This window comes from Streptosporangium oxazolinicum (assembly GCF_039537505.1).
Taxonomy (GTDB): Bacteria; Actinomycetota; Actinomycetes; order Streptosporangiales; family Streptosporangiaceae; genus Streptosporangium; species Streptosporangium oxazolinicum.
Map to the genome: position 1 here is coordinate 186,799 of NZ_BAABAQ010000005.1, position 12,546 is coordinate 199,344.

General features: G+C 71.0%; 10 protein-coding genes and 1 riboswitch. Of the genes, 6 read left to right on the plus strand and 4 right to left on the minus strand.

Annotation, left to right across the window (positions count from 1 at the left end; genetic code table 11):
- Nucleotides 1–42: 42 nt before the first annotated feature.
- Nucleotides 43–1,392 carry an ABC transporter substrate-binding protein gene (locus ABD817_RS16305; protein WP_344918765.1) on the minus strand — a complete coding sequence of 450 codons (1,350 nt, stop codon included), beginning with the start codon at nucleotides 1,390–1,392 and terminating at the stop codon, nucleotides 43–45.
- Nucleotides 1,393–1,873: 481 nt separating this feature from the next.
- A complete protein-coding gene (locus tag ABD817_RS16310) occupies nucleotides 1,874–2,569 on the minus strand; it encodes a CHAP domain-containing protein (RefSeq protein WP_344918766.1) in 696 nt (231 codons plus the stop codon).
- Between the two features lie 18 nt (nucleotides 2,570–2,587).
- Nucleotides 2,588–2,726: riboswitch (cyclic di-AMP (ydaO/yuaA leader) on the minus strand.
- A 773-nt stretch (nucleotides 2,727–3,499) separates the two neighbouring features.
- Between ABD817_RS16310 and ABD817_RS16315 the strand changes: the two genes are divergently transcribed.
- The 6 genes from ABD817_RS16315 (at nucleotide 3,500) to ABD817_RS16340 (ending at nucleotide 10,291) form a co-directional block, all read left to right on the plus strand.
- Entirely contained in the window at nucleotides 3,500–4,540 is a 1,041-nt protein-coding gene (locus ABD817_RS16315) for a hypothetical protein (RefSeq protein WP_344918768.1), read from the plus strand.
- Between the two features lie 130 nt (nucleotides 4,541–4,670).
- Nucleotides 4,671–5,858 (plus strand): DUF6716 putative glycosyltransferase, encoded by a 1,188-nt coding sequence (locus ABD817_RS16320; RefSeq protein WP_344918769.1) that lies wholly within the window; start codon nucleotides 4,671–4,673, stop codon nucleotides 5,856–5,858.
- Between the two features lie 92 nt (nucleotides 5,859–5,950).
- Entirely contained in the window at nucleotides 5,951–7,150 is a 1,200-nt protein-coding gene (locus ABD817_RS16325; RefSeq protein WP_344918770.1) for a sensor histidine kinase, read from the plus strand.
- A complete protein-coding gene (locus ABD817_RS16330; RefSeq protein ID WP_344918771.1) occupies nucleotides 7,147–7,815 on the plus strand; it encodes a response regulator in 669 nt (222 codons plus the stop codon). The genes ABD817_RS16325 and ABD817_RS16330 overlap by 4 nt, the downstream gene beginning before the upstream one ends.
- A 209-nt stretch (nucleotides 7,816–8,024) precedes the next feature.
- Nucleotides 8,025–9,350, plus strand: a complete 1,326-nt coding sequence (locus ABD817_RS16335) for a cytochrome ubiquinol oxidase subunit I (RefSeq protein WP_344918772.1) — start codon at nucleotides 8,025–8,027, stop codon at nucleotides 9,348–9,350.
- Nucleotides 9,329–10,291, plus strand: a complete 963-nt coding sequence (locus ABD817_RS16340; RefSeq protein ID WP_344918774.1) for a cytochrome d ubiquinol oxidase subunit II — start codon at nucleotides 9,329–9,331, stop codon at nucleotides 10,289–10,291. Before ABD817_RS16335 ends, ABD817_RS16340 begins: the two co-directional genes overlap by 22 nt.
- A gap of 23 nt (nucleotides 10,292–10,314) precedes the next feature.
- On the opposite strand, the gene ABD817_RS16345 is transcribed toward ABD817_RS16340, so the two are convergent.
- Together ABD817_RS16345 and ABD817_RS16350 are read right to left on the minus strand one after the other, a co-directional pair.
- Nucleotides 10,315–11,601, minus strand: coding sequence for an alpha-2,8-polysialyltransferase family protein (locus tag ABD817_RS16345; RefSeq protein WP_344918775.1), 1,287 nt, complete (start codon nucleotides 11,599–11,601; stop codon nucleotides 10,315–10,317).
- Complete coding sequence (locus ABD817_RS16350) at nucleotides 11,601–12,527, minus strand: glycosyltransferase family 2 protein (RefSeq protein ID WP_344918776.1); 927 nt, start codon at nucleotides 12,525–12,527, stop codon at nucleotides 11,601–11,603. The genes ABD817_RS16345 and ABD817_RS16350 overlap by 1 nt, the downstream gene beginning before the upstream one ends.
- Between the last annotated feature and the right edge of the window lie 19 nt (nucleotides 12,528–12,546).

Sequence of the window (12,546 nt, forward strand, 5' to 3'; positions counted from 1 at the left end):
GCGGGATCGCCGCGGCCGGGCCGATGCGGGTCGGTACGGGGATCAGCCCGCTGCCTTGACGCCGGCCTCGAGGAACCTGGTCCAGGCCTGGTCGTAGGGGACCGAGCCCTGGTCCATGCCCTCCAGCACCTTCTCCACCGCGGTCTTGACCTGGGCGTGCTTCTCGCCGAGGAAGACGGGCAGCAGGTCCTTGACGGAGGCGCCGAAGATCTGGCCGGTCGGCGCGTCGTTGAAGAACGGGTTCTTCAGGTCGGCGACCGCCGGGTCCTGCTGCGCGACGAGGGAGCTCGGGAAGGCCGCGGCCTCCTGGAAGGCCATCACGTGGCCCTCCTTGCCGGTGAGGTAGTTCAGGACCTCGGCGGCCTCCTTGGGGTGCTTGCTCTGCTTGGGGATGGCCAGGTAGGAGCCGCCCCAGTTGCCCGCGCCGCCGGGTACGGAGGCGACGTCCCACTTGCCCTTGTTGTCGTCACCGGCCGCGCCGGAGACCACGCCGAGCATCCAGGCCGGGCAGCCCATGGTCGCGAAGCCGCCCTTCTTGATCGCGGCGTTCCACGGCGGGGTGAACGAGGCGAGCTTGGCGGTCAGGCCCGCCTCGCTGAAGCTCCTCACCGTGTCGAAGGAGGTCTTGACGGCCGGGTTGGTCTCGATGATGAGCTGGTTGTTCTTGTCGAAGTAGTTGACGTTGCCGTTCTTCGGCGCCTCCTGCGACAGGATCACGTTGTAGAGGGTGTTGGGGCCGTCGATGAACTTGGGGTCGGACTTGCCGGGGTTGGCGGCCTTGAACTTCTCGCCGATCGCCTTGAAGGCGTTCCAGTCCGGCCAGAGCTTGCCGACCTCCTCGCGCTCGGTGGGCAGGCCCGCCTTCTCGAACAGGTCCTTGCGGTAGCACATGGTCATGCCGCCGATGTCGGTGCCCAGGGCGAAGAGCTTGTTGTCGGCGTTGACGCCGTTCTCCCACTTGGCGGCGGGGAAGTCGGCCTTGCGGGCGTCCAGCCCGTACTCGGCCAGGTCGGTGAAGAACTGCGGACGGGCCTTCATGAGGCCCATCGCGCCCTCGTCCAGGGCGATGATGTCGGCCGCGCCGCTGCCCGCCTGCAGGCGCTGGAGCAGCTGCGGGAGGTAGACGTCCTCGAAACGGTCGGTCAGGTTCTGGTACTTGACCTGGATGTTCGGGTGCGCCGCGTTCCACGTCTCCACGGCCTTGTCGTAGCCGAAGTTCTCGCCGCCGCCGAAGGTGTGCACGGTGATGGTCACCGGTTCGGCCGCGGCGGCGGAGCCACCGCCCGCGGCGGGCTCGGCGGGCTCGCTGGAGCCGCACGACGTGATGGCCAGGGCGCTGGCCGCCATGACCGCGACGGCGGCGAGCCTGCCGTGCCGCTTGTTGTTCAACATTCCGGACCCCTCTCAGGTGGTCGCCCGAATCATTGGGAGGCGACATCGCGGACCGGTCCCCGACAAACGCGGTCCTCGCGACGAGGTCGTTCCTCAATGTGCTTTGGGAGCGCTCCCACGAAGAGTGGACGATGGGCAACCGGGACGTCAATATGCCGAAACTCAACCGTTACATCCGGCCGTTTTAGGTGGGACTATCAGTGTGAAGTGGTGATATATCACTCATAAGGGTGATTGGGAGCGCTCCCATCTCACGGATATACAGTCGGGGCGTTTCGTGTCCGTGCGGGGCTCGCGGGAAGAGCATGGGACTCGCGGGGAGAGTGGGGGCTCGCGGGAGGAGCGGGGGCGGCCGGGGCCGGAACGCCGTCAGGGGCACCGCTCGTCCGAGCGGTGCCCCTGGGAGCGGGTGGACCGGTCCGCGTTCACCGGCGGAGGAGCCGGGTGCCCGCGCCGTGGGGGCGCGGGAGCCGGGGGTGGGTCAGTTGGAGTAGACCGGGTAGCCGTAGCCGACGACCTGGGAGACGGGCCTGACGCGCTGCTCGACGTCGCCGTTGCCGGTGTTGCCCTCGATCGTGGTGATCGTGCCGTCCCCGTTGTCCTTCTTCACGAAGCCGACGTGGTCGATGCCGTCGATGGTCTTGCCGCCGGCCCAGTCGAAGTAGACGACCGCGCCGGGGGTGGGGGTGGTGCCCCAGTGCCCGTTGTTCCTGAACCACCTGGCGTGGGCGACGGTGTAGGCGTCCCAGCCCATCGTGGGGCGGATACCGGCCATCTCGCCGACCCAGGAGACGAACATCGCGCACCAGGGGGCGTTGGCGTAGTCGTACACGCTGTTGCCGCCGTCGCGGGCGAGGGTCTCCTTGGCGCGAGGGGTCGACATGTACCAGGAGTGGAACTTGGTCCCGCCGCCCTGGGCGTTCTCACGGACGCCGATCTGCTTCGAGGCGAGGTTCAGGACCTGCTCGGCGGAGACCTTGGGGAGCCTCTCGGCCACGATCTGGAGCGGGGTCTTCGCGGTCTTGGAATCCTGGGGCTTGGCGTCGGCGGGCGGGGCGTTCACGACGCCGTGACCGTCGGCCAGGGCCACACCGGTGGTGCCGGTCGCCAGGACGGCACACGCGCCCAGTACGGCACATGCTGCGCGGGGGGTGGAGATGAGGCGATGCTTAGTCATACGGGGGTTCGACTCCTTGCTTCGCTTCCATTCCGCCTACCGGGTTAGCTGACGGGTTCGGGCTGGGAAGTGCCCTACGACGCACGAGTGCGTTGATTCACCCCAGGAACGTGGTTCCCCGGTTCCGCAGACCTCGCGGATTCGGCGGCCGTGCTCACCGGTGGCGGAGGTTTCCGCCGGGTGGAGCGCGGTCGGGCAATGTGACGGCAATGCACAGACCTGTATAGACCTAGACAATTGCCATGAACAGGACGAACGTACGCCAACAGGACAGACGATTACAAGTAGGACACATTGCCCTGACTTGGCGATACGTCCGAAATAAGGCGGTACGGCGAGGTGTTACCCGGCGCCGGGCAGGGGGTGGATCATGCTCCTCCGGCGCCGGGTGCGCTTTTCCCCGGCGGGTGGCCGGGGGGACGGGATCCCCTGTGTCCATGGCGATCCAGGTTTTCCGGGCCCGCCCGCGGGGCGCCGGGCGGGGGTGCTGTCGCGCGAGGGGACGGCCCTGGATCAACGGTGGAGTGCCCGGCATACTATCGAACAGGTATTCGATAGTAAAAAGTATACGGATGGTAGGGGTTCTCCCATGGAAGGACCGACGGGATCCGGTGGCTCGTGGCCGCCCCCTGAGGGGTTTTCGCAGCTCAGGAGGGTGTAGGGGAGGCCGTCGGCGGGCCTCGCCGCCCGGAGGGTAAAGGAATGCGCCCTCGAGGGGGCTCGACGCCCGCGAAGGTAAAGGTGCGAAGTAAAGGAACGCGCTTTCCAAAAGGTCCCGCCGCCCGCGAACGGTAAAACGCGTGAGGCGGGGGAACGCGTCTCCAAGCGGGAGACGGCAAAGGCAAGAAAGATCATCGGCAGGCGCGCGTGGTCGGCTGTTCACCCGCAGTTCCCGAGCGCTTAAAGCCACCGGGTTAGGTTGTGGCAGTCGTGAACGGGTCATCGCCCGGCGTGGAGGACGGTCGAGACCACGCGCGGGAGCAGGGTTCGGCCATTGCCTGGGTGGAATCCCCGCTGCAGATGCTCTGTGCGGTGGAGGCCCACCATGCCGGGCTGCTCGGAGCCCACAGCCACCTCGTGCCCCGGGCGAAGCTCCGCCCGCTGGCCGTGACGGGCCGCGAACTCGGCCGTCTCACCCTGCCGAGGGGACTGGAGCTCACCTCGGCCCGGCCGGACATGCCCCGGCCGCGCCGAGGCGAGACCTGGGCGGTGGGCGACGCCTTCTCCGGCAAGGTCCAGTTCCGCTGGCTCACCGCGCTCCCCGGCCGGATCGTGATCGTCGACGACGGGCTCGCCACCATCAGGCTCCTGGAACTGCTCACCGGCAGGGTGGGAACGCCTCTGCTGAGGGCGAGGGGGAAGGCGGGAAGACTCAGGACCGTCCTCGCCACGGCGGCCGGGCTCAGGCTGCGCGCCGCCGCCCGCTCGGGGCGGCTGTCGATCTTCACCGCGCTGCCCGTCCCCCCCGACCTGGCGAAGGCCGTACGCGCCAGGGGAGCCGAGCTGGTCACCCACGACTTCGCCTGGCTGCGGTCCCAGCCGCTGCGCAGGCCCCGTCCCGAGGAGCGCACCGTCGTCCTCGGCACCTCGCTGGTCCGCAACGGCCTCATCCACCGCGACCGCTACTTCACCTGGCTGGCCGGGCTCGGCTCGACCGAGCCGGTGGCCTACTTCCCGCACCGCCGCGAGGACCCCGGCGACCTCGCGCGGGTCGGCGAGCAGCCGGGGATCACCGTCTACGACGGCGGGATCCCCGCCGAGATGACCCTGCGCGGCCTCGCCGCCGAACAGCGGGTGCTGAGCCTGCCGTCCACCGCGGTCACCTCACTGCGGGTCCTGCTCTCGGCCCGGGGCGTCGCCGTGGAGACGGTGGACGTCCCCGACGAGTGGTGGACGGCCGAGGCGGCGCCGTCACTGCGCTCCCACCTGTCGAGGTTCGCCCACCACGACACGGGAGTCACCGGGCCATGACCCCACGGCAGGGGCCCGGCGGACTCGCCGCTCGCGGGGCGCGTCCCGCGCCGCCTCTCCACACACGAATCCTCTCCACACACGAAACCGGGGGACTCCCCGTCGGAGGTTCTCTTTGAAGGTCCTGGCCGTGGCCGACTCTGACTCCTACCTGAAGTGGGCGGCCTGCCTGCTGAGGGACCTGCCCTCGGGCTGCGAGACGGAGCTGGCGGTCATCCGCACTCCCATCACCCCGTCGCCGGCGCAGATCCACGCCGCCGTCGCGGGCTCGGCGGCCGACCCGCCCGTGCTGTCGGCCCGCGCGTTGCGCCGGGCCGCGGAGCGTCTGCGGCCCGACGTGGTGCTCGTCGCCTGTACGGGGCCCGTGGTGGACGTGCTGGTCGGAGACGTACTGGCCGGGCTGCGGCCCCGGCCGGTGTTCGTCTCGGGGCTGCCGGGCATCTCCGTCCCCGCCACCGAGAAGGCGTGGCTGTTCCGCAGCGGGTGCGACCTGTTCGTGCTGCACAGCGGCCGGGAGGTCGAGGAGTTCTCGGAGATCGGCGGCCGGCTGGGCGGGGGCGGCCAGGTCGGGCTGGCCCGGCTGCCGTTCCTGCGCGGTGAGGCGGAGATCCCCGCCACCGGGCCGCGCGACCGGGTGGTGTTCGCCACCCAGGCCAAGGTGCCCAAGCGCAGGGAGGAGCGCGAGCGCGTCCTGCTCGCCCTGGCCGACCTGGCCGGACGGCGGCCCGACCTGGACGTCGTCGTCAAGCTCCGCGCCCTGGACACCGAGCGCCAGACCCACAACGAGCGCTACCACTACCAGCGCCTGTGGCAGTCGCTCGCCGAGGAGGGCCGGGTGCGCGCCGGGGCCGTGCGCTTCGCGGTGGGTGCGATGCACGAGCACCTGGCCCACGCGGCCGGGTTCGTCACCGTCAGCTCGACCGCCGCGCTGGAGGCGATCGCGCAGGAGGTACCGCTCCTGGTGCTGTCGGACTTCGGGGTGGGCGCCGAGATGATCAACCTGGTCTTCGAGGACAGCGGCCTGCTCGGCACCCTCGACGACCTCTCGGCCGGATGCTTCCTGGACCCGGACGACGCCTGGTGCAAGGTCAACTACTTCCACCCCGGCGGCGAGAGCGACTGGGTGTCGCGGATGGTCTCCCTGGTCGGGCAGGCCCGCTCCGGGCGCCTCGTCCCGGCGAAGTCCCTGCTGGAAGGACCCGAGTACGCCGCCGCCCGCCGCCGCGCCCGGATGCGGGTGGAGGTGCCGCCGAACGTGCTGCGCGTCGGCTACCGCGCCAAGCGCCGGATGCGCCGCTACCTCAAGGCGTTCGGCTAGGAGATGAGGAAGGGCGGACCCCGGACGCGGGGCCCGCCCGGGGGGATGACGCGGGAAGGGCTCCGCCTTTGTCAGGTGGCTAGGGTCGCGCTATGTCGGTACGAGCCCTCCGGGCGTTCCTGCGAGGTGTCCCGCCCAGCCTGATCGACGGGACACTCGTCGCCCTCGTCGTCGTCGTCACGACCACGATGATCGGCGTGTCCGCCGAGCCGGGCGCCAGGCCCCCGGACGCGCTGGCCTACGCCCTCGGCGCCGGGATGGGCCTGGTCCTGTTCGCCCGCCGTACCTGGCCGCTGCCGGTCCTGGTGGCCAGTTGCGCGCTGGTGCTGGTGTACCACTCCCTCGCCTACCCGAGCCTGTCCGTCGCGATCGTCCTGGGCGTGGCCACGTACACGGCCGCGGGGCGCGGGCACTTCGGCTGGGCGGCGCTGGTCGTGGGCGCGCTCAGCGTCTACAGCGTCGGCTACCGCGCGATCGTCGTCCAGGACCCGGTGCTCAGCCTCCTCGTCGAGAAGGCGGCGCTCCAGGCCGCGCTCCTGGCGGCCGTGCTCTTCCTCGGCGAGGCGGCACGCAGCAGGCAGGCCCTCGCCGAGGAGGTACGCGAGCGGCTGCGGATCGCCCAGGAGGCCAGGGAGGCCGAGGCCGAACGCCGCATCGAGGCAGAGCGGCTGCGGATCGCCCGGGAACTCCACGACGTGATCGCCCACACCGTCACGGTGATCCAGGTGCAGGCCCAGGTGGCCCACGAGCTGTTCGAGGAGGAGCCCGAGCGGAGCAGGCAGGCGGTGGCGGTGATCCGCGGAGCGAGCGTCGAGGCGATGAGCGAGCTGCGGTCGACGATCGGCCTGCTGCGCCACCTCGACCCGGGCGGGGAGCCCCGCTCTCCCGTACCCCGCCTGTCGAGCGTGCGGGACCTCACCGCGATGGCCGAACGGGCGGGACTCCACGTAGGGTGGGGCACGCGCGGGGAGCCGTACGATCTTCCGGTGGCGGTCGACGCGAGCGCCTACCGCATCATCCAGGAGTCGGTGACGAACGTGATTCGGCACTCGGGGGCGAGCATGGTCGAGATAACCGTCTCCTACGAGCCGTCGAGCCTCTCCATCGAGGTCGTCGACGACGGCGGCGGGCCGGGGGGAGCGGAAGGACCGGGGGAAGGGTCGCCCGGCCACGGCCTGACCGGGATGCGCGAGCGCGTCACCGCGCTGAGCGGTCACCTCACCGCGGGCCCCGCCCCCGGCGGCGGATTCCGCGTCCACGCCCGGCTGCCCACGAAGGAGAGGCACCGGTGAGCACACGCGTCGCCCTGGTGGACGACCAGACACTGGTACGCGCCGGTTTCCGCGCGCTGCTCGAACGCGACCCCGGCATCGTCGTCGTGGGGGAGGCGTCCGACGGGGCCGAGGCCGTCGAGCTGGCGCGCCGGGAGCGGCCCGGCATCGTGCTGATGGACATCCGCATGCCGGTCCTGGACGGCATCGAGGCGACCCGGGCCATCGTGGGCGACGCCTCGCTACGGGACGTGCGGGTCGTCGTGCTCACCACCTTCGAGGCCGACGAGTACGTCTTCGACGCGTTGCGGGCCGGGGCCAGCGGTTTCCTCCTCAAGGACACCGACCCCGGCGAGCTGCGCAGGGCCGTCCACGTGGTGGCCGGCGGGGAGTCGCTGCTCTCCCCCGGCGTCACGCGCCGCCTCATCGAGGGCTTCGTCACCGCGCGGCGCCCGCACCGGCTCGACGACACGCCCCTGAACGTACTGACAGAGCGGGAGAAGGAGATCGTGGGACTCGTCGGCGGCGGGCTGTCCAACGAGGAGATCTCCCGGCGCGTCTTCATCAGCCCGGCGACGGTGAAGACCCACGTGGGCCGCGCCCTGTTCAAGCTGGGAGCGCGCGACCGCGCGCAGCTCGTGGTGATCGCCTACGAGACGGGACTGGTCGTTCCCGGCGTACGGTGAGTGGGCCGGGAGGATTCGCGGTGCTTTCCTGCGTGCGGTGAGCGGGCCGCGTACGCCCAGCGGCGCTTCCCGGCGTGCGGTGAGCGGGCCGGGAGAATCCGCGGTGCTTTCCTGCATACGGTGAGCGGGCCGCATACGCCCAGCGGCGCTTCCCGGCGCCCCCACAGGATGACGACCGGCCCCCGGGCACGCCTCTAGCGTGCGAGACCATGGAACCCCTCGACCTGGCCAGGCTTGAGTTCGCGCTGACGACGAGCCTGCACTTCCTCTTCGTCGCGCTCACCCTCGGCCTCGCGCCCCTGATCCTGTACATGCAGGCCAGATGGGTGTTCGGCGGCAGGCCGGTGTACGAGCGGATGACCCGGTTCTGGGGGCAGATCTACCTCGTCAACTACGCGCTCGGCATCGTCACGGGCATCGTGATGGAGTTCCAGTTCGGGCTCAACTGGAGCGGCCTGACGAAGCTGACGGGGGATGTCTTCGGCGCGGCCATCGCGCTGGAGACCCTCGTGGCGTTCTTCCTGGAGTCCACCTTCCTCGGGCTGTGGATCTTCGGATGGCACCGGCTCCCCAGGATCGCGCACCTCGCCGTCTTCGCCGTCGTCACGCTGACGGCCTACGCCTCGGCGTTCTTCATCATGGTGTCGAACTCCTTCATGCAGCACCCCGTCGGGTACGAGAGGCACGGGGCGGGCATCCGCCTGACCGACTTCGGCGCGCTGGTGAGCAATCCCGCCCTGACGGTGACCCTGGCCCACCTGCTGCCGGCCGCGCTCAGCGTCGGGGCGTTCTTCGTGGCCGGGGTCAGTGCCCACCACTTCATCCGGCGTACGCGGGACGTCGACTTCTTCCGCCGCTCGATGCGCGTGGGCCTGGTGGTGGCGGCCGTGACCGCTCCCCTCGTCATGGCCGGCGGCATCGCGCAGTTCCCGGTGATCGGCGGTTTCCAGCCCGTCAAGACGGCGCTGACCAGCGGTAACGCCGAAGAGCTCGCGAAGGCCCAGAGCCTGCTCGCCGCCCGGTTCGGGCCGGGCGACCTCACCCCGCCCACGTGGATCTACGAGGTCGGCCAGGTCATGATCTACATCGGCCAGATACTGGCGCTGTCCGCCCTGCTCCTCCTCCCGCTGATGGTCTGGCGCTGGAGCATCCGCCTGCGGCCGCTGCTGTACGTGATGACATTCCTGATCCCGCTCCCGTTCGTCGCCGCCGTCTGCGGATGGCTGGTCCGGGAGGTGGGCCGGCAGCCCTGGGCCGTCTACGGCCTGCTGAGGACCGAGGAGGCGCTCGGCGACATCGGACCGGCGGCCATCACCGGATCGCTGGTCGCGTTCACCACGGTCCTGCTCTTCCTGGCCGTCGTCGACTACTCGCTCATCGCCCATTTCGTCCGGCGCGGCCCCGAAGAGGACGTGCTCACGCTCGGCGCCAGGACCCTGCCGGCGCCGGAGCCCGGCACCGCCACCCGCCTGTCGCCGGAAAAGCCGGAAAAGCCGGAAAGAGAGGAAACGTCGTGGACGTCGTCTGGCTACTGATCCTGGGATCGCTCCTGGTCGGCTACTTCGTCCTGGAGGGGATCGTCCTCGGCGCGGGGCTGCTGCTGGGCAGGTACGGCACGCGGGACGACACACAGGACGACACGGACGTCTCCGTCGCCGCCTTCGCGCCGTTCGCGCTGGCCAACGAGGTCTGGCTCGTCGCCGTGGCGGGCGTGCTGATGGGCGCGTTCCCGCTGATGGAAGGAGAGGTCATCTCGGGGCTCTACCCGTTCGTCGTCACCGGCCTCGTCGGATGGGTCGTCCGTGACGCGGGGCTGTGGTTCAGGCTCCGCCGTACGGGGCGTGCCTGGCGGCGCCTGTGGGCGAGGGCGATCGTCACCGGCAGCGGGCTGCTCGCCGTCGCGTGGGGGTTCGTCATCGGCAACCTGCTCCTCGGCCTGCCCGAATCGCCGCCGTCGGCCGGGAGGCTGTTCACCCCCTACGCGGCGCTGTGGGCGGTGACCCTGCCCGCGTTGTTCGCGGCGCACGGGGCGGCCTTCATGGCCCGCCGCCTGCCCGGCCGTCTCCGCCCCGGTGTCCGGCGGCTCGGGGACAGGGTCACCGGGATCGCCCTCGCGCTCACCGCCGTGGCGACGGGCGGCGGCCTGGCGGTGGCCCTCGTCACCCGGGGGCTCGGCGACGCCCTCGCGACGCTTCCGCTCTTCGGCGCCGTGGTGGCGCTGTGGCGCGTCCGGTCCCGCCCGTTCGGCGAGGACGGCCGGAGCCTCGCGCTCAGTGCCGTGGCGGTGGGCGCCCCGGCCGTCGTGGCCGGGCTGGTCGCCGCGCCCGGCCTGATGGCCCACCCGGCGAGCGGACCGGCTCTGGCGGTGCTGACCGCCTATGGGCTCGGCGCGCTCGTCCTCGTTCTCGTCGTGCAGGTGTGGGCCTGGCGGCTGTTCGACAGGCGCGTCGAGCGGGACGCCCCGTCCTTCTTCTGACTTTCTGACGGCGCGCGCCGGAGCTAGGGGAACGCCTTCGACAGGCGGTTGCGGAGCCTGCCCAGGGGGCTGCGTTCCCGGGGGGCGGCGGCCTGGGGGGCGAGCAGGTCCAGGGCGCCGAGGCGCTGGCGCTTGAAGTAGCGGGCGGGGCCGTGCGCCTCCAGGTAGGCGGCGGCGCTCTCGCGCAGCCGCGGATACACCTCGGCCTGCATGCAGTAGCCGACCGCGCTCACCAGGGCGGGAAGATCCACCGGCGGCGGCTCCTCCAGCGAGCCGTCCGCCGACAGGCGCGGCAGCAGGGCGTCGGTGACGGTGGCCGGGATCCGGTTGCTGTTCTCGTACGGGGTGAGCCGCTCCAGGACCAGCTCGCCGCCCACCGTCGCCACCGGGAGCCCGAAGTAGCGGCTCGCGGTGATCAGGGCGGTGGAGAAGCAGCCGACCACGAGCTCGGGCCTGAGTGTGGCGAAACACGACTCGGCCGGTACGGTCTCCGCCACCACGTCCAGCTCGACGCCCAGTTCGGCGGCCGTCTCGCGCAACTGCTGGGCGTGCCTGCGCCCGGCGGCCGGGTGGGGCTTGAACAGCACGCCGCGAAACCCCCGGGCGACGAGGCCGCGCAGCATGTCGGCGTGCAGCCGCGCCTCCTCCTCGGGGGTGACGATGTCGAGGGCGGACAGGTACTGCCCGAGGATCATCGCCCGGCCCGGGGGCGCGTCACCGGCCTGCCCGCCGACCCTCCCGATCACGTCGAGGAAGGCCCGGTCGGGGAGGGTCTCGGCGGCAACCCCGTACTCCGACAGCAGCAGCGGCGTCAGGCCGGGGACCAGGTCGAGGTGGAGCAGGCGCGTGATGCGGCCGGAGATCTCCAGCGGCAGCGGGTCGCGGGTCGGGCCGTAGCTCATCAGGCCGTCGGAGTAGACAGAGATCGGGCAGTCCTTGACCAGCCCTCCCAGGGTCCTGCCCGGGGGGACCGCGATCGACTCCAGGATGAGCTCGTCGGGGCCGTCGCCCAGGGACAGACGCGAGCCGATCAGACGGCTCAGCATCGGCACCTCGATGACGCGCGCCTTCCAGTCCGAGGGGTGCAGCGGGGCCACGATCTCGTTCCACGAGTAGAGCTCGTCGAAGCGCGGGCGCAGCGCGGCGAATCCCGGGGTCTCGTCCAGGGACGGCGTGATCTCCGGGATGGCCGCGTTGTTGGACACCAGCAGGATCCGGCGCCCCTCGCGCGGGCCGAAGCGGCCCTCGTCGATCGCCGCCGCCAGCGTCATCGCGCCGAACAGGGTCGAGGCGTAGAACAGCTGCGTCATCAGCCCTCCAGGAGTCTCTGCAGGATCTGGTCGCGTTCCGGATCCAGGCGGGTCTCGGCGAGCAGGTCCGCGGGGAACCGCCTCAGGGTCGCGGCGCCGCGCTCCTCGAAGCGGGCGCGAAGCTCGGGGGAGAACCGCTCGCCCATCTCCAGGTGGTGGGCGAGGAGCGCGCGGAACATGCGTACCGCCTTGGGGGTGAACTCCTCCTCCAGGCCGTCGAAGACCATGTCGAAGGCGTCGAAGAAGTGCAGTTGCCTGGCGTCGCCGATCTGTGTGAGCGAGCCCGACACCATCCGCCGGTAGAACAGTCCGGCCAGCGACACCACCGCGAACGACGCCGCGCCGCGGTGCAGCCGCCAGATCCACGGCCTGTCCTCGGCGGTGTGCAGGTGCCCGGGGAAGGTGAGCAGCTCGCCGAGGTCGCGGCGGTAGATCCCCGCCCACGCGTACGGGTAGTCGACCATGGTCTTCGACCGGGCGGGCAGGATGTGGTCGCGCGGCTTCAGCACCACCTCCCGGGTGGCGAGCGGCGCCCGGTGGATCACCCGCTTCCTGCCCTCCACCTGGACGTGGTCGACCCGGACGAAGTCGCAGCCGAGCCGCTCGATCGCCCCGACCAGGTTCTCCAGGTATCCGGGTGCGAGCCAGTCGTCGCCGTCCATGAAGGTGAGGTAGCGGCCGGAGGCCAGGGAGACCCCGAGGTTGCGCGCGTCGGCGAGCCCGACCGGCGCGTCGTTGTGCAGCACGACCAGACCGGGCAGGTCGTCGCGGAAGTCCTCGACGATCTGCCCGGTCGCGTCTGCCGATCCGTCGTCCACCACGATGAACTCGAAGTCCCTGCGCGCGTTCCTGACCAGCGAGGTCAGCGCGTCACCGATGTAGACCTCCGCGTCCCGCACCGGGACGACGACGGACAGCTTGATCAAGTTGTTCTTCCCATTCCCG